The sequence below is a fragment of the Streptomyces sp. STR69 genome (assembly GCF_024519455.1).
In the GTDB taxonomy this organism is placed as follows: Bacteria; Actinomycetota; Actinomycetes; order Streptomycetales; family Streptomycetaceae; genus Streptomyces.
This window is the reverse complement of record NZ_JALJRY010000018.1, coordinates 48,575-70,510: the sequence shown is the minus strand read 5'-3', so window position 1 is coordinate 70,510 and position 21,936 is coordinate 48,575. Positions and strand designations below refer to the sequence as shown.

Annotated in this window: 14 protein-coding genes, 1 tRNA gene and 1 pseudogene; 12 read left to right on the top strand and 4 right to left on the bottom strand. The window is 70.7% G+C overall.

All coding sequences use genetic code 11. The features are described 5' to 3' along the window. Positions 1 to 69 precede the first annotated feature (69 nt). From bldG to OC490_RS30270, 12 genes are all read left to right on the top strand, one after another. Positions 70 to 411 (top strand): anti-sigma factor antagonist BldG, encoded by a 342-nt coding sequence (gene bldG, locus OC490_RS30325; protein WP_262061208.1) that lies wholly within the window; start codon positions 70 to 72, stop codon positions 409 to 411. A gap of 118 nt (positions 412 to 529) precedes the next feature. After that, entirely contained in the window at positions 530 to 967 is a 438-nt protein-coding gene (locus tag OC490_RS30320) for an ATP-binding protein (RefSeq protein ID WP_093627589.1), read from the top strand. A gap of 279 nt (positions 968 to 1,246) precedes the next feature. Continuing rightward, entirely contained in the window at positions 1,247 to 3,652 is a 2,406-nt protein-coding gene (locus OC490_RS30315; RefSeq protein WP_262061207.1) for a sodium-translocating pyrophosphatase, read from the top strand. Positions 3,653 to 3,871: 219 nt separating this feature from the next. Next, positions 3,872 to 4,468, top strand: a complete 597-nt coding sequence (locus OC490_RS30310; RefSeq protein WP_262061206.1) for a small secreted protein — start codon at positions 3,872 to 3,874, stop codon at positions 4,466 to 4,468. 130 nt (positions 4,469 to 4,598) lie between these two features. Further along, entirely contained in the window at positions 4,599 to 6,119 is a 1,521-nt protein-coding gene (locus OC490_RS30305; protein ID WP_262061205.1) for a class I SAM-dependent methyltransferase, read from the top strand. A gap of 221 nt (positions 6,120 to 6,340) precedes the next feature. Further along, a complete protein-coding gene (locus OC490_RS30300) occupies positions 6,341 to 8,761 on the top strand; it encodes a serine/threonine-protein kinase (protein ID WP_262061204.1) in 2,421 nt (806 codons plus the stop codon). A gap of 96 nt (positions 8,762 to 8,857) precedes the next feature. Further along, on the top strand, positions 8,858 to 9,055 hold the full coding sequence (locus OC490_RS30295) for a hypothetical protein (protein ID WP_262061203.1): 198 nt from the start codon (positions 8,858 to 8,860) through the stop codon (positions 9,053 to 9,055). Between the two features lie 248 nt (positions 9,056 to 9,303). Continuing rightward, a complete protein-coding gene (gene topA / locus OC490_RS30290) occupies positions 9,304 to 12,144 on the top strand; it encodes a type I DNA topoisomerase (RefSeq protein WP_262061202.1) in 2,841 nt (946 codons plus the stop codon). A 145-nt stretch (positions 12,145 to 12,289) separates the two neighbouring features. Further along, positions 12,290 to 15,604: a dTMP kinase gene (tmk, locus tag OC490_RS30285; RefSeq protein WP_262061201.1), complete on the top strand. Its 3,315-nt coding sequence runs from the start codon at positions 12,290 to 12,292 to the stop codon at positions 15,602 to 15,604. 129 nt (positions 15,605 to 15,733) lie between these two features. Continuing rightward, positions 15,734 to 16,939: a DNA polymerase III subunit delta' gene (locus OC490_RS30280; protein WP_262061200.1), complete on the top strand. Its 1,206-nt coding sequence runs from the start codon at positions 15,734 to 15,736 to the stop codon at positions 16,937 to 16,939. 91 nt (positions 16,940 to 17,030) lie between these two features. Continuing rightward, a complete protein-coding gene (locus OC490_RS30275) occupies positions 17,031 to 18,647 on the top strand; it encodes an alpha/beta hydrolase (RefSeq protein WP_262061199.1) in 1,617 nt (538 codons plus the stop codon). 107 nt (positions 18,648 to 18,754) lie between these two features. Beyond that, positions 18,755 to 18,831: transfer RNA gene (locus OC490_RS30270), tRNA-Thr, on the top strand. Positions 18,832 to 19,441: 610 nt separating this feature from the next. Here the strand turns inward: OC490_RS30270 and OC490_RS30265 are convergent. From OC490_RS30265 to OC490_RS30250, 4 genes and pseudogenes are all read right to left on the bottom strand, one after another. Beyond that, entirely contained in the window at positions 19,442 to 19,657 is a 216-nt protein-coding gene (locus OC490_RS30265; RefSeq protein WP_262061198.1) for a three-helix bundle dimerization domain-containing protein, read from the bottom strand. Positions 19,658 to 19,684: 27 nt separating this feature from the next. After that, entirely contained in the window at positions 19,685 to 20,080 is a 396-nt protein-coding gene (locus OC490_RS30260) for a luciferase family protein (protein ID WP_262061197.1), read from the bottom strand. A gap of 504 nt (positions 20,081 to 20,584) precedes the next feature. Then, positions 20,585 to 20,791: pseudogene (locus OC490_RS30255) on the bottom strand (hypothetical protein); the annotation flags it as partial. Beyond that, a complete protein-coding gene (locus OC490_RS30250) occupies positions 20,792 to 21,874 on the bottom strand; it encodes an RICIN domain-containing protein (protein ID WP_262061332.1) in 1,083 nt (360 codons plus the stop codon). Positions 21,875 to 21,936 lie beyond the last annotated feature (62 nt).

The window sequence follows — 21,936 nt, the reverse complement described above, 5'->3', positions numbered from 1 at the left end:
AACCGTCCTGGGGGCTCTGCCGAGGTGTCCCATGGGATGACCGCTCGATAGCAAGGTGCTGGAGGATCCGTGGACCTGTCCCTGTCGACCCGTACCGTCGGCGATCGTACGGTCGTCGAGGTCGGTGGAGAAATCGACGTATATACCGCGCCCAAGTTGAGCGAACAGCTGGTCGAGCTGGTGAACGACGGGAGTTTCCACCTCGTCGTCGACATGGAGGGCGTCGACTTTCTCGACTCCACCGGGCTCGGTGTGCTGGTCGGCGGCCTGAAGCGGGTGCGTGCCCACGAGGGCTCGCTGCGCCTGGTCTGCAACCAGGAGCGCATTCTGAAGATCTTCCGTATCACCGGCCTCACCAAGGTGTTCCCGATTCACACCTCGGTCGAGGAAGCGGTGGCGGCCACCGACTGACCGACCGTTCAGGGAGCGGTGAACGACCGCTCCCCGATCGGCCGTATAGACGACCGGTGGACCGGGCTTTCGGCAGCCCGGCCCTCCGACAGCACGCCCGTAGTCCCGAGGGGGATGCATGGCCACCGTTGAACTCCGCTTCAGCGCGCTGCCCGAGCACGTCAGGACCGCCCGACTGGTGGCGGCAGCGGTGGCGCGCAGGGCCGGAGTGGACGAGGCCGTACTCGACGAGGTGAGACTCGCCGTCGGCGAGGCTTGCACCCGCGCCGTCGGGCTGCACCAGAGCAGTGGGATCACCGCCCCGGTGAAGGTGCTGCTGATCGAGGAGGAGAAGCAGTTCTCCATCGAGGTCGGCGACGAGGCACCACGCTCGGCTCCCGGCGACAAGGCGCCCGGGGCGCTGGGCGAGGATCCGGACGCGGAGACCGAGGAGGACGAGATGGGTCTCGCTGTCATCAGCGGGCTCGTTGACGACGTCGAGGTCACCGCGGGGGAGCACGGCGGATCGATCCGTATGACCTGGCCGACCACGCCGCCGGCCACGACGCTCTCCTGAGTTCTGAGCCGTTCCGCCCCAATATCATTACCCCGAAGGGCCCTACTGAGTAGGGCCCTTCGGCATGTCCGGCCCCGGGTGACAGCCGTACAGTGATCGCGTACAGCGTTTTCGTGAATTCATTCACGATCAATCCGCCGACAATTTGATCAAGCGCCAATGCTTTTAAGGCATTACTATGCGAAGGCCAATTCCGTTTGCCGCGCACTGTTTTGATCAGGTTCCGGTACCTACAATCCGTCCACATCTTGAGCTCAGCACAGGCGTCAAGGAGGACGAATGGCGGGGCTTTCTACCCCTCAGCAGTTTGACCACCCCACAACCATCGCAGCCGCAGTCCTGACCCACGACAACCGCATCCTCGTGATGGTGATCGGCGGCGTGGCGTTGGCGGCGCTCGTGGTCGCGGGCATCCTGGTCCGCCAGGTGCTCGCGGCCGGCGAGGGCACGGACAGCATGAAGAAGATCGCGACGGCGATCCAGGAAGGCGCGAACGCCTATCTGGGACGGCAGTTGCGCACGGTCGGCGTATTCGCCGTGATCGTTTTCTTCCTGCTTCTGCTGCTGCCCGCGGACGACTGGAATCAGCGCGCCGGACGATCGATCTTCTTCCTGATCGGCGCGGTGTTCTCGGCGACCACCGGCTATATCGGCATGTGGCTCGCCGTACGCAGTAATGTCCGTGTCGCCGCGGCGGCCCGGGAAGCGACTCCGGCGGAGGGTGAGCCCGAAAAGGATCTCACCGCCGTCTCGCACAAAGCCATGAAGATCGCTTTCCGCACGGGCGGCGTCGTCGGCATGTTCACGGTGGGGCTCGGTCTGCTCGGCGCCTCCTGCGTGGTGCTGGTGTACGCGGCCGACGCGCCGAAGGTGCTGGAGGGATTCGGCCTCGGTGCCGCCCTCATCGCCATGTTCATGAGGGTCGGCGGCGGCATCTTCACCAAGGCCGCAGACGTCGGCGCCGACCTGGTCGGCAAGGTCGAGAAGGGCATCCCGGAGGACGACCCGCGCAACGCCGCGACCATCGCCGACAACGTGGGCGACAACGTCGGCGACTGCGCGGGCATGGCGGCCGACCTCTTCGAGTCGTACGCCGTGACGCTGGTCGCCGCGCTGATCCTCGGCAAGGCGGCCTTCGGCGACTCCGGGCTCGCCTTCCCGCTGCTCGTGCCGGCGATCGGTGTGATCACCGCCATGATCGGCATCTTCGCGGTGGCGCCACGCCGGTCCGACCGCAGCGGCATGTCCGCGATCAACCGGGGTTTCTTCATCTCCGCGGTGATCTCGCTCGTGCTGGTGGCGGTTGCGGTCTTCGTCTACCTGCCGTCGTCGTACGCCGACCTCGACGGCGTCACCGACGCGGCGATCAAGGTCAAGGACGGCGATCCGCGGATCCTCGCGCTCGTCGCCGTGGCCATCGGCATCGTGCTCGCCGCGCTGATCCAGCAGCTGACCGGCTACTTCACGGAGACGAACCGCCGTCCCGTGATGGACATCGGCAAGACCTCGCTCACCGGTCCGGCCACCGTCATCCTCGCGGGCATCTCCCTCGGCCTCGAATCGGCCGTCTACACCGCCCTGTTGATCGGTCTCGCCGTCTACGGGGCGTTCCTGCTCGGCGGCGCCTCGATCATGCTGGCGCTGTTCGCGGTGGCGCTGGCCGGCACCGGACTGCTCACCACGGTCGGCGTGATCGTGGCCATGGACACCTTCGGGCCGGTCTCCGACAACGCGCAGGGCATCGCCGAGATGTCCGGCGACGTCGAGGGCGCGGGCGCGCAGGTGCTCACCAACCTGGACGCGGTGGGCAACACCACCAAGGCCATCACGAAGGGCATCGCCATCGCCACCGCCGTCCTGGCGGCGTCGGCGCTCTTCGGGTCGTACCGGGACGCGATCACGACCGGCGCACAGGACGTCGGCGAGAAACTGTCCGGGCCGGGCGCGCCGCTCAACCTGATGATGGACATCTCCCAGCCCAACAACCTGGTGGGCCTCATCGTGGGCGCCGCGGTCGTCTTCCTCTTCTCGGGGCTGGCGATCAACGCGGTCTCGCGGTCCGCGGGGGCCGTGGTCTACGAGGTGCGGCGGCAGTTCCGCGAGCACCCCGGGATCATGGACTACACCGAGACACCGGAGTACGGCCGCGTCGTCGACATCTGCACCAAGGACGCGCTGCGCGAACTGGCCACGCCGGGCCTGCTCGCCGTGCTCACGCCGATCGCCGTCGGGTTCACGCTCGGGGTCGGCGCGCTCGGCTCGTTCCTCGCGGGCGCGATCGGCACCGGCACGCTGATGGCGGTCTTCCTCGCGAACTCGGGCGGCGCCTGGGACAACGCGAAGAAACTCGTCGAGGACGGCAACCACGGCGGCAAGGGCAGCGAGGCCCACGCCGCCACGGTGATCGGTGACACGGTCGGCGACCCGTTCAAGGACACCGCAGGACCGGCCATCAACCCGCTGCTGAAGGTGATGAACCTCGTCGCGCTGCTCATCGCGCCCGCGGTCATCAAGTTCAGCTACGGCGACGACAAGAACACCGGGGTGCGCATCGCGATCGCGGTGCTCGCGTTCCTGGTGATCGTCGTCGCGGTGTACATCTCCAAGCGGCGCGGAATCGCCGTGGGGGACGAGGACGACGCCGAGCGGGTGACCAAGAAGGCGGATCCCGCGGTGGTTTCGTAGGCGGTCCTACGGGGCCCGGTTCGGGGGGTCTTACGAGGCCCTGCTCAACCGGCGGGCGGGCGGCGCGAGTTGTGGGCGCCGCCCGCCCGTTCTGTATGTGTTCAGGCCCTCGCCGTGAGCCTTCTCTCGCTTGGTGCAAATGGTCCCAAAAGCTCTCCTATCGGTCCACGGGCTCAGAGGCACGGCCTGTGCGCCGTGTATGTTCCGGGGCCGAGAGCCATGGAAGGGACCAATCCGGTGAACAAGAAGCTCGCGGCCGCACTGTCCGGCGGTGCGGTACTGGTACTGGCGCTGTCGGGATGCGGCGGCAGCGGCGACGACAGCGACGCCAAGCTGGACGCCTGGGCCAAGCAGGTCTGCGTCGCGGTGCAGCCGCAGGCGAAGAAGATCGAGGCCGCCAACACGGCGATCCAGAAGGAGACCTCGGACAACAGCACCCCGGCGCAGGTCCGGCAGACCGACTCGCAGGCCTTCCAGGACATGTCCGACGCCTACAAGGCGATCGGGGCCGCCGTGAACTCCGCCGGGGCGCCGGACGTCGACAACGGCGCGACGAAGCAGCAGAACGCCGTCAAGGAGCTCAACGACATCTCCGCGTCGTACGCCGCCCTGAAGAAGCAGGTCGACGGGCTCGACGTCAAGGACCAGGCGAAGTTCGCGGACGGTCTCAAGGGCATCGCGACCTCGCTGGACAAGCTCAGCACGAGCGGGAACGACGCCCTGAAGACCCTCGAAGAGGGCGATGTCGGCAAGGCGATGACGAAGCAGGAAGCCTGCAAGTCGGCGTCCGCGTCGGCCTCGACCGGGACCACCTGACCCCGCCCGGTGAACGGCGCCTCCTGTAGGCAGCGATCTTTCAGTGACTGAAAGATGCCCCGGTACGCGTGCGTGCCGGGGCCTTCGCACGCACGGGCACGTTGTCGGCCGGAGCCGCCACAATGGGGGCGTGAGTAACTCCACCCTGCCCACCCTGCCCGCATCCGACCGCCCGGAGGTCGCCGCCAGGCTCCGGGACGCCCTGCTCGGCGCCTCCTTCACCGCCGACGGACTGCTCGATCTGCTCGGCGCCCCCGCCTACGCGGCGCTGGCCCGCAGCGAGACCGTGCCGGCCCTCCGGGCCACCCGGGACGACACCCCGCTGGAGACCCTGGTCCGCCTGTTCCTGCTCCAGCAGCCCGTCCCGCACGCAAGCGTGCGGGACGTCCTTCCCGTCGCCGCGTGCGTGGAGAGCGGCTGGCTGACGTCCGTGGGCGGCGACGAGGTCGCCGCGACCGTCGACGTACGGCCCTACGGCGGGCCCGGCGGCGAGGACTGGTTCATCGTGTCCGACCTGGGATGCGCGGTCGGCGGGGCGGGCGGCATCGGCAGCCGGGACGAAGGCGTCGTCCTCGGGGTGGGCGGCGCGTCCACGACCCTCGCGGGCATCACCGTACGGACGCCGGTGGCCACCGCACTCGACCTCGGCACCGGTTCCGGCATCCAGGCGCTGCACGCGGCACAGCACGCCACGCGCGTGACGGCCACCGACGTCAACCCGCGCGCCCTGCACATCACCGCGCTCACCCTGGCGCTCTCCGGCGCACCGGCGGCCGACCTCCGCGAGGGCTCCCTCTTCGACCCGGTCCGCGACGACGAGACGTACGACCTGATCGTCTCGAACCCGCCCTTCGTGATCTCGCCGGGCGCCCGACTGACCTACCGCGACGGCGGGATGGGCGGGGACGATCTGTGCCGGTCGCTCGTTCAGCAGGCGGGGGATCGACTGCGCGAGGGCGGATTCGCGCAGTTCCTCGCCAACTGGCAGCACGTGGAGGGGGAGGACTGGCAGGACAGGCTCAGGTCATGGGTGCCGCGCGGATGCGACGCGTGGATCGTTCAGCGCGAGGTCCAGGACGTCACGCAGTACGCCGAGTTGTGGCTCAGGGACGCCGGCGACCACCGGGGCGACCCGGCCGCGTACGAGGCGCTCTACGACGCGTGGCTCGACGAGTTCGAGGCGCGCAAGGTCAAGGCCGTCGGCTTCGGCTGGATCACGCTGCGCAGGACGGATTCTGACGCCCCCTCGATCACCGTCGAGGAGTGGCCGCACCCGGTCGAGCAGCCGCTCGGCGACACCGTGCGCGCGCACTTCGACCGCGTCGACCATCTGCGCGCCCACGACGACGCGGCCCTGCTCGCCGCCCACTTCAGGCTCGCCGCCGAGGTCATCCAGGAACAGGTCGGTCTGCCCGGCGCCGAGGACCCCGAGCACGTCGTGCTGCGCCAGCACCGCGGGATGCGCCGGGCGACCAAGGTCGACACGGTCGGCGCGGGCTTCGCCGGCGTCTGCGACGGCAGCCTGAGCGCGGGCCGCATCCTCGACGCGATCGCCCAACTCGTGGGCGAGGACCCGGTGCTGCTCCGGGACCGGACGCCCGCGCAGATCCGGCTGTTGGTGGAGCAGGGGTTCCTGGAGCCCGTCGACTGACCGCCCCCGGCGGCCGGTTCGCCGCTCGTCCCGCCTCGCGCCGCGCCCGCGTCCGTCACGCCTGAGGCCTGTCCGCACCACTGAGCCGCCTGTGTCCCCGCCCGGCGGGATCGGTGGGATTGGTACGGAAAGGCCCTCTTGTCAGTGGCGGGTGCGAGGCTACCTTCGGAGACAGGTTCCACGCGTCCTCGGGGGAGGCGCGCCGTCTCGGGGGAGGCGTGATGGCCGGGGATACGCCGGAGCAGGGTGAAGGCAGGATCGTCAACGGACGCTACCGACTGCTGCGCACGCTCGGTGCGGGCGGCATGGGCCGCGTATGGCTCGCGTACGACGAGGAGTTGGCCTGCGAGGTCGCGATCAAGGAGATCTCGCTGCCGGACGTCCCGAGGGACGCGAGCGAGCCCGCGCACCGCATCGCGCGGGCCCGCAGCGAGGCCCGGCACGCCGCCCGGCTGCGCGGCCACCCGCATGTGGCGACCGTGCACGACGTGGTGATCCACGAGGGCCTGCCCTGGATCGTCATGGAGTACGTCCCCGACGGCGTCGACCTCCAGGCGGTCGTCCGGCGCTCCGGGCCACTGCCGCCCGCACAGGTCGCCCGTATCGGCCTCGCCGTCCTCGACGCGCTCACCGCCGGACACCGCATCGGCATCCTGCACCGGGATGTGAAACCGGCCAACATCCTTCTGGCACCGAACGCTTCGGGCGATCCGTACGCGCGCGTGCTGCTCACCGACTACGGCATCGCGCTCCAGCCCGAGTCCCGCGAACCCCGGCTCACCGCCACCGCCGGCATCCTCGGCACGCCCGGCTACCTCGCCCCGGAGCGGGCCCGCGGCGAGCCGCCCACCCCGGCCGCCGACCTGTTCTCCCTGGGTGCCACGCTGTACGCCGCCGTCGAGGGCCGCGGCCCCTTCGACCGCCACGGCGACTACGCGACCCTCACGGCCCTGCTCGGCGAGGAGCCCACGCCCGCCGTCCGCGCGGGCGAACTGGCGCCCGTGCTCCAGGGGTTGCTGGTCAAGGACCCGGTACTGAGGTCGACACCCGAGACGGCGGCACACGGCCTGGAGCGGGTCGCGCTGTCGGCCGGTCCGGTACCGGGGCACACACCGATGCCGGAGGGTTTCGGCCCGGCACCGGGCGGCTGGTCCACCCCCGAACGCCCGCCGGGCAACGCCGACTTCGGACCTGCGGGCAACTCCGACTTCGGGCCGCCGGGTCACGTCCCTGGCGGACCCCAGGGCCGGATCCAGGGCGGACATCCGGGGCAGCTCCAGGGCGGGCCGCCCGGATACGCCGTGGGCGGTGGTCCCTACGGCCCCCCGACACCGGGAGGCGGTGGTCCCGGGGCCACCCACCAGAGCCCCGCGCCGTACGGTGACCGGCCCGCAGCCGCTCTCGGGGGCTTCACGCCCGCGGGACGGCCCACTCCGGGCACCCCGAACACCCCGGGCGTCCCCCAGACCCCGGGCGCACCGCCCACCCCCAACACCCCCAACACGCCGAACACCCCGGGCGGCGCCGCGTCGCCGTACGCCCCGCAGGGGCAGGCCGGTTCGGGAGGGTCGTACGGCCAGTGGAATCCGTACGCGAACAGCCCCACGATGTCCTACCAGGGGGCCTATCCCGGTGCCCGGCAGGAGCCCTACCAGGGCGGCGCGGTCCCGCCGCCGTACGCGGGCGGTCAGGGGCCGACGTATCCGGGCGGCCCGGGGCACGCGGCGGGTCCGCCGGGCGGTGGACCGCGACGGCGGAAGCCGGTCGCGGCGGTCGTCGCCCTCGTGGTGGCCGTCGCGCTGGTGATCGCCGGCGGGGTGTGGGCGGTGACCACGCTGACCGGCGGCAAGGACACGGCGGCGACGAAGAAGGCGTCCCCGTCCGCGTCGTCCTCCGTGTCGTCGCCGACGGGCTCCGAGTATCCGTACGGCCAGGAGGTCGGGCTCAAGAAGGCGCTGCAGACCGGCGATTGCGTGCACGTGGTGTGGACCGGGACGGCGTTCCGGTCGCGGCCCAACCTCGGGGTGGTGAGCTGCGCGCACGACGTGCCGGACGGCCAGGTGATGGCGGTCGACACGGCGAGCGACTTCGCCGACGCCCGCGACCACGGGGCCGAGCGGTGCGCGGGCAAGGCGAAGGCGGCGGCCGACTCCCTGGCCGACGCGGACGTCTACGCCCTCACGCCGACACAGGCGGGCTTCGGGGCGGCCGGGGGCGGTACGGCGTGTCTCGTACTCGGCCGTCATGTGCCGATAGGCGGCGAGATAGGGCGCTTCCGGGACACCGGGGCGAACGTGTGGACCACCGAGATGAGCGTCGGCGACTGCTGGCTGTACGTCGACCACAAGACCTACTTCACCGCGACCCTGACCGACTGCGCCGACGAGCACACCGACCAGGTGATCGGTTTCGTGACGGCTCCGAAGACGATGGCGTTCGAGGAGGCGCTGCAGCAGGGGAACAAGCTGTGCGGCAACAAGTTCGAGTCGACTTGGGCGCCCGGAACGGACCGCTCCGTCTACGGATATCTGTCCGACGAGAACAACTGGAAGGCCGGATTCAACTCGGTCGTGTGCACGGTGGGCCAGGCGGACCACTCCAGGACGACCGGGGCGATATCGTCCTCGGGCACGGCCGCCTGAGGGCTGTGCGCCGGGAATTCACCGGGGGTTGGTCTGTCCGTCGCCCACGGCTGCCAGCCTCCCGGACCGGGGTATCCGGGTCGGGAGGGGACACGCATGGAGAGCGGGCCGGCGATCTTCGCGGGGTTGGTGTTCGCCCTGTTCGGAGGCGCGCTGCTGCTGTGGACCGTGGTGAGGGTGCGGCACCGCGAACCCGTCGCCCAGGGTGTGAACCCGGTCGCATCGGCGACCCTCGCGAGCGTCGTCTCACTCGCCGCGCTCCTCCTCGGAACCTGGTGCTTCCTGCACGTCTGAGCACCGCGGCCGAGTCGGCGCGCGGGTAACCGGGGGATCACCCTCCGGATCGCCCCGAAAAGGCCGGTGGGGACTCCGGGCGGCAGGAATGGCGGTAGTCGGGTTACCGTTCGAGTGGCCGTTGCGGGCTTTTCCCGTTTGACACGGGGGCGGGATGTACCGTCACACTCCGCAGCGTCACCATGACCCGACCCCGGGGCGAGCGGCTTCGGGGGAGGCCCCAGCGTCGACCGGAGAGAAGAGCGAAGTTGTCCCCGACCAGCGAGACCGCACACGGCGGCCGCCGACTCGTCATCGTCGAGTCCCCTGCCAAGGCGAAGACGATCAAGGGCTACCTCGGCCCCGGATATGTCGTCGAGGCGAGCGTCGGGCACATCCGTGACCTTCCCAACGGCGCCGCCGAGGTGCCTGAGAAGTACACCGGTGAGGTGCGCCGCCTCGGTGTGGACGTCGACCACGACTTCGCGCCGATCTATGTGGTCAACGCCGACAAGCGGGCCCAGGTCAAGAAGCTCAAGGACCTCCTCAAGGACTCCGACGAACTCTTCCTCGCCACCGATGAGGACCGCGAGGGCGAGGCCATCGCGTGGCACCTCCTCGAAGTCCTGAAGCCCAAGGTCCCGGTCAAGCGCATGGTGTTCCACGAGATCACCAAGGACGCGATCCGCGCCGCCGTCGCCAACCCGCGCGACCTCAACCAGCCCCTGGTCGACGCCCAGGAGACCCGCCGTATCCTCGACCGCCTCTACGGCTACGAGGTCTCGCCGGTCCTGTGGAAGAAGGTCATGCCGCGCCTGTCGGCCGGCCGTGTCCAGTCCGTCGCCACCCGGCTCGTGGTCGAGCGGGAGCGCGAGCGCATCGCGTTCCGTTCCGCCGAGTACTGGGACCTGACCGGCACCTTCGGGACCGGCCGGGCAGGTGACGCGAGCGACCCGTCGTCCCTCGTCGCCCGCCTCCAGGCCGTCGACGGCAAGCGGGTCGCCCAGGGCCGCGACTTCGACTCCCTGGGGCAGATCAAGAGCGCGAACACCCTCCACCTGGACGAGGACAACGCCCGCGCGCTGGCCGCCGCCCTGGAGAACACCGACTTCGCCGTCCGGTCCGTCGAGTCGAAGCCGTATCGACGCTCGCCGTACGCCCCGTTCCGTACGACGACCCTCCAGCAGGAGGCCAGCCGCAAGCTCGGCTTCGGCGCGAAGGCCACCATGCAGGTCGCGCAGAAGCTGTACGAGAACGGCTACATCACCTACATGCGTACGGACTCCACGACCCTGAGCGAGACGGCCGTCACCGCCGCCCGCGCCCAGGTGACGCAGCTGTACGGCGCCGACTACCTGCCGGCCCAGCCGCGCGTGTACGCCGGGAAGGTCAAGAACGCCCAGGAGGCGCACGAGGCGATCCGCCCCTCGGGTGATCGTTTCCGCACCCCGGCCGAAACCGGCCTGACCGGCGACCAGTTCAGGCTCTACGAGCTCATCTGGAAGCGGACCGTCGCCTCCCAGATGAAGGACGCGGTCGGCAACTCCGTCACCGTGAAGATCGCGGGCACCTCCTCCGACGGCCGGGACGCCGAGTTCAGCGCCTCCGGCAAGACGATCACCTTCCACGGCTTTTTGAAGGCCTACGTAGAGGGCGCCGACGACCCGAACGCCGAGCTGGACGACCGCGAACGCCGGCTGCCCCAGGTCGCCGAGGGTGACGCGCTCAGCGCCGAGGAGATCACGGTCGACGGGCACGCCACCAAGCCCCCGGCCCGCTACACCGAGGCCAGCCTCGTCAAGGAGCTCGAAGAGCGCGAGATCGGCCGCCCGTCGACGTACGCGTCGATCATCGGCACCATCCTCGACCGCGGCTATGTCTTCAAGAAGGGCACGGCCCTGGTGCCGTCCTTCCTGTCCTTCGCCGTGGTCAACCTCCTGGAGAAGCACTTCGGGCGGCTCGTCGACTACAGCTTCACCGCCAAGATGGAGGACGACCTCGACCGCATCGCCAGCGGCGAGGCGCAGGCCGTGCCGTGGCTGCGCCGCTTCTACTTCGGCGAGGGCGAGGCGACGGGCGCCGCCGAGGCAGGCAACGGCGACGGCGACCACCTGGGCGGACTCAAGGAACTCGTCACCGACCTGGGCGCGATCGACGCCCGCGAGGTGTCGTCCTTCCCGGTCGGCAACGACATCATGCTGCGCGTCGGCCGCTACGGCCCCTACGTGGAGCGCGGCGAGAAGGACTCCGAGAACCACCAGCGCGCCGATGTACAGGAGGACCTGGCCCCCGACGAGCTGACGGTCGACCTCGCGGAGGAGCTGCTCGCCAAGCCGAGCGGCGACTTCGAGCTGGGCGCCGACCCCGAGTCGGGCCACCAGATCATCGCCCGCGACGGACGCTACGGCCCCTACGTCACCGAGGTGCTCCCCGAGGGCACACCGAAGACCGGCAAGAACGCCGTCAAGCCGCGTACGGCCTCGCTGTTCAAGTCGATGACCCCCGACACGGTGACGCTCGCCGAGGCCCTCAAGCTGATGTCGCTGCCGCGCGTCGTCGGCAAGGACGCCGAGGGCGTGGAGATCACCGCGCAGAACGGGCGCTACGGGCCGTACCTGAAGAAGGGCACGGACTCCCGCTCGCTGCAGACCGAGGACCAGCTCTTCACGATCACCCTCGAAGAGGCGCTGGAGATCTACTCCCAGCCCAAGCAGCGCGGCCGGGCCGCCGCCAAGCCGCCGCTGAAGGAACTGGGCGTGGACCCGGTCAGCGAGAAGCCCGTCGTCGTCAAGGACGGCCGCTTCGGGCCGTACGTCACCGACGGCGAGACCAACGCGACCCTCCGGTCCGGCGACAGCGTCGAGGAGATCACCCCGGAGCGCGGCTACGAGCTGCTCGCCGAGAAGCGGGCCAAGTCGCCCGCCAAGAAGACGGCGAAGAAGGCCCCGGCGAAGAAGACCGCGGCCAAGAAGGCACCCGCCAAGAAGACGACGACGGCCAAGAAGACCGTCGCCAAGAAGACGACCACGGCCGCGAAGAAGACCACCACGGCCGCCAAGACGGCGACGGCCAAGAAGACGGCCACCTCCAAGGTGACGTCCGAGGACTGACGCGCTGTTGCCGAGCCTTGAGGCGCGCACGCTTCCTGCACCGCAAGGTCTCGAAACGAACGCCCCGGCATCACTTTGGTGTCGGGGTGTGCGCAGGTCCGGGCGGGCGCGGCTCGATGTCGGTGGCTGCCGATAGGCTGAAAGCATGACGCCAGCCGAGCAGCCAACGGCCCACCAGCCGGCCCCCGACGACGCCCTTGTCGCGGACTCCCGCGAGCGTGCCGTCCGCGCCCTGCTGCGCCAGCCGCAGCTCAAGCGGTTGTGGAGCGCCCAGTTCGTGACGGGTGTCGGTGACACCCTCGCTCTGCTGGTCCTGGTCGTGCTCGCCCTCCAATCGGCGATCGCCCAGGGCTCGTTCGGCGGTGGCTATCGGGGTGTGGCGTTCGCGGTGGCGGCCGTCTTCGGGGCGCGCATCCTGGCGACGCTGCTCTTCGGGGCGGTGCTGCTCGGCCCGCTCAGCTCGCTCACCGCGCAGGACGGCCCCCTCGACCGGCGCTGGACCATGGTCGGCGCGGACGGTCTGCGGGCCGCGCTGCTGATCGTCGCCCCCCTGTGGATCGACTGGACTCCGGACAACGCACTGGCGCTGCTCCTGGTGACCGCCTTCGTCACCGGAGTCGCCGAGCGCTTCTGGACGGTGTGCCGCGAGAGCGCGGCCCCCGCCCTGCTGCCGGCCCCGCCGCTGGAGGGCGCCACGGTCCGGCCCCTGCCCGACCACATGGACGCCCTACGACGGCTGTCGCTGCGCACGAGCTTCGTGGCGATCCCCCTCGCCGCCGCCGCCCTCGTCGTGGCCGCGCTGCTCAACAACCTGCTGGGCACGGGCGTCGCCTGGTTCGCCCAGCACCAGGCCGCCCTCGGTTCGTACGTCGCCGCCGGACTGTTCGCCGCGTCCCTCTCCGTGCTGACGGCCCTGGAACTGCCCGGAATCCGCACCCCGCGCGCGCGGTCGCCGCTCGAAGGACTGCGCCGCCCCAGGACGGGCACCGGCGTCGACAAGGGCCGTACAGGCGCGATCGCGCTGCTCGTGGTCGCCTGCGCGGCCGTTGCCGGGGCGATCTCCGCCGCCGTCGCCGTGTCCGTGCTCCAGGCCAAGGACCTCCACGGCGGTCCGGTGACCTTCGGGCTGCTGGTGCTCGGACTGACCGGCGGGGTCGTGGTCGGCATCCGTACGGCGCCCGCCCTGCTGCCCACGCTGTCCCGGCGCCGACTGCTGACGCTCGCGATCGCCTTCACCGGCATCGCACTGCTCGCCGCAGGCCTGGTCCCGGACGTCACCACCGTGCTGCTGATCGTCGCGCTGGCCGGCATCGGCGCGGGCGTGGCCGCCAACACCGGGCACACCCTCCTCGACCAGGAGGCCGAGGACTACCGCAGGGCCCGTACGACCGAGCACCTGCACGCGGTCGTACGGGTCTCCGTGGCGCTCGGCGCGCTGATCGCCCCCCTGGTGGCCGCGCTGATCGGCCCGCACCGCCTGGAGAACGGCAAGTTCGTGTTCGCGCACGGCGGTGCCGCGTTCACACTGATGCTGGTCGGCGCACTGCTGCTGCCGGTCGCCGCCTTGGTGCTGGCCAAGGTCGACGACCGCTCCGGAGTACCGCTGCGGCACGACCTGCGGGACGCGCTGCTCGGCGGCGACGACCCGGACACCGTGCCCGCGACCACCGGCTTCTTCATCGCCCTGGAGGGCGGCGACGGTGCCGGGAAGTCCACCCAGGCCGAAGCCCTCGCCGAGTGGATAAGGGGCAAGGGACACGAGGTCGTACTGACCCGCGAGCCCGGGGCGACCCCGGTCGGCAAGCGGCTGCGGTCGATCCTGCTCGACGTGTCGTCGGCGGGACTGTCCCACCGCGCGGAAGCCCTGCTCTACGCGGCCGACCGCGCGGAGCACGTCGACACCGTCGTGCGGCCCGCGCTGGAGCGCGGCGCGGTTGTCATCTCCGACCGGTACATCGACTCGTCCGTCGCCTACCAGGGCGCCGGCCGGGACCTCTCCCCGACCGAGATCGCCCGCATCAACCGGTGGGCGACCGACGGACTCGTCCCGCACATGACCGTCCTGCTGGACGTCGACCCGGAGACCGCCCGCGAGCGGTTCACGGAGGCGCCGGACCGACTGGAGTCGGAGCCCGCCGAGTTCCACGCGCGTGTGCGGTCCGGTTTCCTCACGCTGGCCGCCGCCGACCCCGGGCGCTACCTGGTGGTCGACGCCGGCCAGGAGCCCGAGTCCGTCACCACCGTGATCAGGCACCGCCTCGACACGGTCCTGCCGCTCTCCGAGGCCGAGATCAAGGCCCAGGAGGAGGCGCGCAAGGCCGCCGAGGAGGAGGCCCGCCGCAAGGCCGAGGAAGAGGCCGCCCGCAAGGCCGAGGAGGAGCGCCTGGAGCGCGAGCGCCAGGAGCGGCTCGCCCAGCTGCGCGCCGAGGAGGAGGAGCGCAAGCGGCGCGAGCTGGAGGAGGCCCAGCGCCGAGAGGCCGAACGGCAGGCAGAAGAGGCCCGCCAGCGCGCCGAGGACGCACGCAGGCGTGCCGAGGAGGAGAAGGCCCGCCTCCTCGCCGAGGAGGAGGCCCGCGCCGCCGAGGAGACCCGCCGCAGGGCCGAGGCCGACCGGCTGCGCAAGCAGGCCGAGGAGGAGGCCCGGCTGCGCGCCGAGGCCGAGGAGCGGCGCCGCGAGAAGCAGCGCAAGGCCGAGGCGGCACTGCTCGCGGCCGAGGAGGCACGCCGCTTGGCGGCCGAGGCGGCGGCTGCCGCCGAGGTGGCCGTACGGCAGCCGACGGCTCCGGCGGTTCCCGCCGCTCCGGAGGTCAGGTCCGAGGCGTCGACCGTGCAGACGCCGTTCGTGAAGGCGCCGGGTGCGAGCGCGGGTACCGGTGGGCGGTCGGCGGACGACACGGCCGTGCTGCGGCCGGTGGCTTCCGGTTCCGACTCCCGGGACGAGACGGCCGTACTGCGGTCGGTGTCCGGTGACTCCGAGGCGCGCGACTCCGAGACGACGGCGGAGCTGCCGCAGCCGCCCGCTCCCGCGGGTGCCGGGGACGAGACGGCGGTTCTGCCGCCGGTGTCCGCCGCCGAGGAGACGGCCGTACTGCCGCCCGTTCCGTCCGGTGCGGCCGACGAGACAGCCGTGCTGCCGCCGGTCGGTGCCGCGGACGAGACCGCGGTGCTGCCGCCGGTGCGCGGGGAGAACGCGTCGGACCGGGTACCCGAAGGTTTCTTCCGCGACGAGCGTCCGACCGGCCGGGCCGACCGGACCGAGGACCGCACCCGCGAACTGCCCCAGGTCGACGAGCAGGGCACACCCCGACGCCGGCCGCGCTCCGACTGGGCCGAGGAGACTCCGCTGGACGACCTGCCCTCACTGGCCGACGAACTGCTCGGCCCGCACGAGGCCGGCGACTTCGACCCGGACGACGACACGGGTCGCGGGCGGGGCCGTGGCCGGGGGCGCAGAGGCTGACGGCGGCGGGCGGGGGCGGCTCCGTACTCCCCCTGGCAGCTCTCGTTGACTGCCCTCGGTCCTCGTTGTCAGTGGTGGCCCGCACAATGGATCGCGTAACCCGAAGCGTGACGAAAGGGCCGGTGACCCATGACCGTGTGGGATGACCTGGTGGGTCAGGAGAAGGTGAGCGAGCAACTCGACGCCGCCGCTCGGGACGCCGACGCCTTCGTCACCGCGGCGACCACCGGCACGCCCCCGCCGGAGGCGTCGAAGATGACGCACGCCTGGCTGTTCACGGGCCCGCCCGGCGCGGGACGCAACCAGGCGGCGCGGGCCTTCGCCGCCGCGCTGCAGTGCGTGAGCCCCGACCGCGCGCTCGGCGGCAGCCCCGGCTGCGGCTTCTGCGACGGCTGCCATACGGCGCTGATCGGCACCCACGCCGACGTCACCACGGTCGCCGCCGTGGGCACCCAGATCCTCGCCGACGACATGCGGGACACGGTCCGCAAGTCGTTCACCTCGCCGGCGACCGGCCGCTGGCAGATCATCCTCGTCGAGGACGCCGAGCGGCTGAACGAGAAGTCGGCCAACGCCGTCCTCAAAGCTGTGGAGGAACCCGCCCCCCGCACGGTCTGGCTTCTCTGCGCCCCCTCGATCGAGGACATCCTCCCCACGATCCGCTCCCGCTGCCGCCACCTGAACCTGACGACGCCCTCCGTGGACGCCGTGGCCGACATGCTCGTACGCCGGGAAGGCATCGAACCGGCCGTGGCCGCGGCTGCCGCGCGCGCCACCCAGGGCCATGTCGACCGGGCCCGCCGCCTCGCCACGGACCCGGCCGCGCGCGAGCGCCGGGCCACCGTGCTGAAGCTGCCGCTGCGCGTCGACGACGTAGGGGGCTGTCTCAAGGCCGCCCAGGAGCTGGTCGACGCCGCCGCGGAGGACGCCAAGCAGCTGGCCGAGGAGGTGGACGGCAAGGAGACCGAGGAGATGAAGGCGGCGATGGGCGGCGGCCAGGGCAGCCGGATGCCCCGGGGCACGGCGGGCGTGATGAAGGACCTGGAGGACAAGCAGAAGCGCCGGAGAACGCGTACGCAGCGCGACAGCCTCGATCTCGCGCTGACCGACCTCACCGCGTTCTACCGTGACGTCCTCGCCCTCCAGCTCGGCTCGCGGGTGGCGATCGCCAACATGGACGCCGAAGACGCCCTGGAGCGGCTGGCCCGCGCCGGTTCCCCGGAGTCCACGCTGCGCCGTATCGACGCGATCGGCGCGTGCAGAGTGGCGCTCGACCGGAATGTGGCGCCGCTGCTCGCGGTGGAGGCGATGACCTTGGCACTCAGAGCGGGCTGATCCTTCGGGTGTGAGGTTGACGACGTAACTCGTCCGAGGTGGATTATGCACACAGGGCGTTCAATTGGTTGCGCAACGTTACGATCGCCTGATGCACATCAGGCGCTCCCTCCGCCAACCCAGTCGGCCCGGTCGGGCCCGCCGAAGCCGTCGGACCGGCGGCACGCTCCTCGCCGTAGCCGCGCTCCTCGTGTCCGCGTGTTCCGCGTGCTCCTCGGGGAGTTCGACGACAGCGGCGAGTCCGGCCGCGGCCGTGGTGCTGGCCGCGCTGCCGCAGTCGACGCCGTCCACGCTCACGCGGTACTACGGGCAGAAGCTCAGCTGGCGCACCTGCGGTGTCCCCGGCTTCGAGTGCGCCACGATGAAGGCGCCGCTGGACTACGCCAAGCCCACCGCCGGGGACATCCGGCTCGCGGTCGCCCGCAAGAAGGCCACGGGCAAGGGCAAGCCGCTCGGTTCGCTGATGGTGAACCCGGGTGGGCCGGGCGGTTCGGCGGTCGGCTATCTGCAGCAGTACGCCGGGATCGGCTATCCGGCAACGGTCCGCGCCCGCTACGACATGGTCGCGATGGACCCCCGGGGCGTAGCCCGCAGCGAGCCCGTCGAGTGCCTCGGCGGGCGGGCCATGGACACGTTCACGCAGACCGACACCACCCCCGACGACAAGCGGGAGACCACCCGACTCGTCGACGAGTACAAGAAGTTCGCGGAGGGCTGCGGCGCCCACTCGCCCGACGTGCTGCGCCATGTCTCCACGGTCGAGGCGGCCCGGGACATGGACATCCTGCGGGCGGTACTGGGGGACAGGAAACTGACGTATGTCGGGGCGTCGTACGGCACGTTCCTCGGGGCGACGTACGCGGGACTGTTCCCCGACCGGGTCGGCCGTGTCGTCCTGGACGGCGCGATGGACCCCTCCCTCCCCGCGCGCCGGATGAACCTCGACCAGACGGCGGGCTTCGAGACGGCGTTCCAGTCCTTCGCGAAGGACTGCGTACGGCAGACCGACTGTCCGCTCGGCGCCAAGGGCACGACACCCGCCAAGGTCGGCACGAACCTGAAGGCCTTCTTCCGCAAACTCGACGCGCACCCGATCCCCACCGGCGACGCGGACGGCCGCAAGCTCGGCGAGGCGCTCGCCACCACCGGCGTGATCGCGGCGATGTACGACGAGGCGGCCTGGCCGCAGCTGCGCGAGGCGCTGACGTCGGCGATGAAGGAGAACGACGGCGCGGGTCTGCTGGTCCTCTCCGACAGCTACTACGAGCGGGACGCCGACGGCCGCTACTCGAACCTGATGTTCGCCAACGCCGCCGTGAACTGCCTCGACCTCCCGGCCGCGTTCTCGACCACCGGTCAGGTCGAGCAGGCGCTCCCCGCCTTCGAGAAGGCGTCCCCTGTCTTCGGCGACGGCCTCGCCTGGGCGTCCCTGAACTGCGCGTACTGGCCGGTCAGGGCGACGGGCGAACCCCACCGCATCGAGGCGAAGGGCGCCGCCCCGATCGTGGTCGTCGGCACGACCCGCGACCCGGCGACCCCGTACCGCTGGGCCCAGTCCCTGGCCCGCCAGCTCTCCTCGGCCCGCCTCCTGACCTACGTCGGCGACGGCCACACCGCGTACGGCCGCGGCAGCACGTGCATCGACTCCACGATCGACACGTATCTGCTCCGCGGGACCCCGCCGACGGAGGGAAAGCGCTGCTCGTAGCGTCGGCGCGGCTGCGGTCGGGGGTGCTGCCGGGGGGTGTACGGAGCACCCCCAGAAACTGTGTAGACTTTCCGACGTTGCTGATCGCACCATGGTGTGGACAGCGCGCCGCCTTAGCTCAGATGGCCAGAGCAACGCACTCGTAATGCGTAGGTCTCGGGTTCGAATCCCGAAGGCGGCTCCATGGTGAACCCCAGGTCAGGCCTCTGACCTGGGGTTTTGTGTTTCGGATGACCTTGGAATCTGGGCCAATCGGGCATGCGTGGTCTACACATCGTAATGCGTAGGTCAGGGGTGTGGTTTCTGTGCTGGCGTAGGCGATCTTAAGTCTCTGACCTGGCCTTTTGCTTGTTCGGGAGAAATGGAGTGGGCCCGTGCGAAGGGTCCCGGTGGACAGCCGGTGGACAGGCGTGCTTGACACTCCATCAGGGGTCTGTCGCTGCCCGTGGGACGACGGATGAAATGGACCGGTCTCGGACGCGGCAATTGACGTCTTCGGGACTGTCCGGTCCTGACAGGTCTCACTTCCCCGTCTTGGATCCTTGTCGCCCCGGCGCGGATGCCAGCTGCGGCTCGGACATGGCACCCGGTCTCTCACCACGCCAGTCACCTGTGCTGGGAGACACGCCAGCGGCTGGCGGCCTGGCGGGAACAGCAATAGTCGGCCAGGCAGGGCTGAAGAACGGCAGGTGGGTGGCCAGCGCTCGCTCATGGTTGGCCCTCGGGTTCACCGGTCGGTGGTCAGCGGGGGCGCAAGGGGCGATGAAGTCTGGAGGTCGTCTACAGATTTCTGGCTATGCGTTGTCAGCCGGATGATTGTCGAGGATGCTCCGTGCCTGGCGTTCGACCAGCACGGGGACGAACTCGCGTACAGGCCTGTCGACGAACGAGGCGTGAGCTTTGGCTACGGCTGCTTCGACCTCGGCCGGGCTGTGGGTCGCACTGAAGGCGTTTTTCAGGCGCTCCACGATTCCGCGAATGGCGTCTTCTTCGCGTGCCTGGTCCGCCACGTTGTCACCTGTCTGGAAGGGCGCCACTCAGCTTCCGCTGAGATTCTCACGCGGAAGTGTCCCGCTGTGTTGATCATTGCACCGTGCGCGTGGGCCGTCGCCTGGAACCGGCCATGCCTGGTGAGCTTGCAAGGCGAGACTGACCAGGGTCATGAGCAGGTCGATGTCTGCGGAGACGTCCAGGCGCAGCGTCACCCAATGTGAGCCAGGCACGAGCCGGACGGCGGAGGCGCCCGTGAGGTGCTCTTCGAACCGCCGGATGGCCCTGGCCGTGAGGTACAGGTCAACGTCCGTGTCGGAATGGAAGTGCGCGATCTCGCCGTGGGCCGAGGCGAGTGCACGGCCGATGCCGCAGCTCGGTTTCACCTCGGCGAGATCGGGCCAAGTCGCCAGCTGTGTGAACGCACGCGCGGCCAACGTCATGCGCCCATCATGACCAGCTCACCGCACAGCTACCAGAACGCGGGGAATCCGTAACCAAGTCGCAGCGTCCGAATGTCCGAATGACGTACGGGTGGCCAACCCGTGCAGCTCTGGAAGTTCCCCGACTCGAAGGACCTCGGTTGGTCCGGCGCGGGTCGTCGAACACCACGCTCCTGGGTTCCTGCTGGAGGCGGGCCTTGAGCAGGACTTCGGCGGCTGCGTGGAGGTGGGGCACCGCGTACTTCGGTTCGTGTGGCCCGCCGGGGCGGCGGTGAGGAGATCTACGGCGCCGGCGAGGTGGTCGACACCGTGGAAGACCGGCAGGAAGTCCAGTTCCGCCTCCTGGCGTGCTCCTCCTCGGCGAGGACCATGCGCACCGGCGGTGTCGGTGGCGTGCATGGGGAGGTCACTGAGGCGGCCGGTTCTGGTTCTACCTTCGGCACGGTTCATCATCGCGACGACCCGGCGGTCTGCGGATGCAGAGCACGGCAGCGCCCTGGGGTGTCAGGGGCGCTGCGGTGGAGCGGGGCGGGTCAGGCCGGTGGCCGGCTTCCAGCCGTTGATGTAGGCGGTGAGGTTCTTGTCGAGGTCGTCCCAGCCCGGCTCGAAGACCTCCACGCCGTCCGTCACCTTGGTGAGGGCGATGGCGTTGGCATCGGTGGCCTTGACGTCCCGACGGGCTGTGAAGCCGCCGCCGATCTCGGCGAACTCTCATCGAAGCGTCCAGATCTGGTTGTCCCTCCCGTTGCACTCCCAGAGGACCGCCCCCGTTCCAGTCGCTCCCCCGAAGATGTCGACGCACTTCTGGGACGCGGCGGCCAGCAGCTTCGTACCGTCGAGGCCGAACCGCTGGGCGGCGATGCCCGCACAGCCGGACAGTTGGATCTCGGTGCGGTCGTCGGTCGCGCCCCCGGCCACGGTCATGCACTTCCCGGACGAGCGGATCGTCCCGTCCGATCGGATCTGCCATTGCTGGTCCGCGGAACCGTCGCACGTGGCCTGGAACAACTGTGTGCCCTCGGTCCCGTCACCGCGGCTCAGGCACTTCCCCGAGGCCTGGACCACCAGGGCGTGGGAAACCGGAGCCGGTGCGGCCGACGAGCCGGATCCGTGTGATGTCGTGGTCGAGGCCTTTGCTGCGGTGGTGGCTTTCGCCGTGGTGGCGGCCTTGCCATGGTGCGACGAGGTGGGCGTGGAAGCCGCTGCCCCGTGCGCCGCGGGCTTCTTCGAAGGGCCACTCTTCTTGGGGGACGGCGAGGCCGTGGGCGACTCGGAGGTACCGCCGGCCGGCAGGCCGCTGGGCTCGCCGGTCAGGACCGTGCCGCCGCCCGTGGCGTCCGTACGGACGACGTGCTGCGGTTTGTCGTCGTGTCCGAACAGCAGAAGCGGGACCGCGATCAGTATCGCTCCGACGATCGCCGCGGCGGCCAGGAGCGGCTTCCTCGGACCGCCCGAAGGCGGCCGTATGCGCTCGCTCTCGGCCGTGTGATCGCCCGACGATGGCAGCACTGCCTCGGCCTCGGCGCTGCCGGCGCCCGACGGCATCCCCCCGGCTTCATCGTCGGCATCGGCGGTGTCCTCGCGAACGGAGGAGGCCGCGGCGGGCGGCTCCTCCTGGGTCGTCGAAGGGGCCTGCTCCGGTGTCACCGGCGAGGGCGCGGAGGCCGGGGCTGCCACAGCTGAGGCTGTGGCCTCCTCGACGGCGGCCGTGGCGGTGTCCCGGCTCTGTGTCCTGCCCTGCTCCGGGCCACGCGGCGCCAGGGCGGCACCCGGCTCCGCCGCCGCGGCGGTCATGCTCACGGCCCGGCGAATGACCACCGGGGACGCGTTCGCGGGCGGTGCCGAGCCGGCGTGCG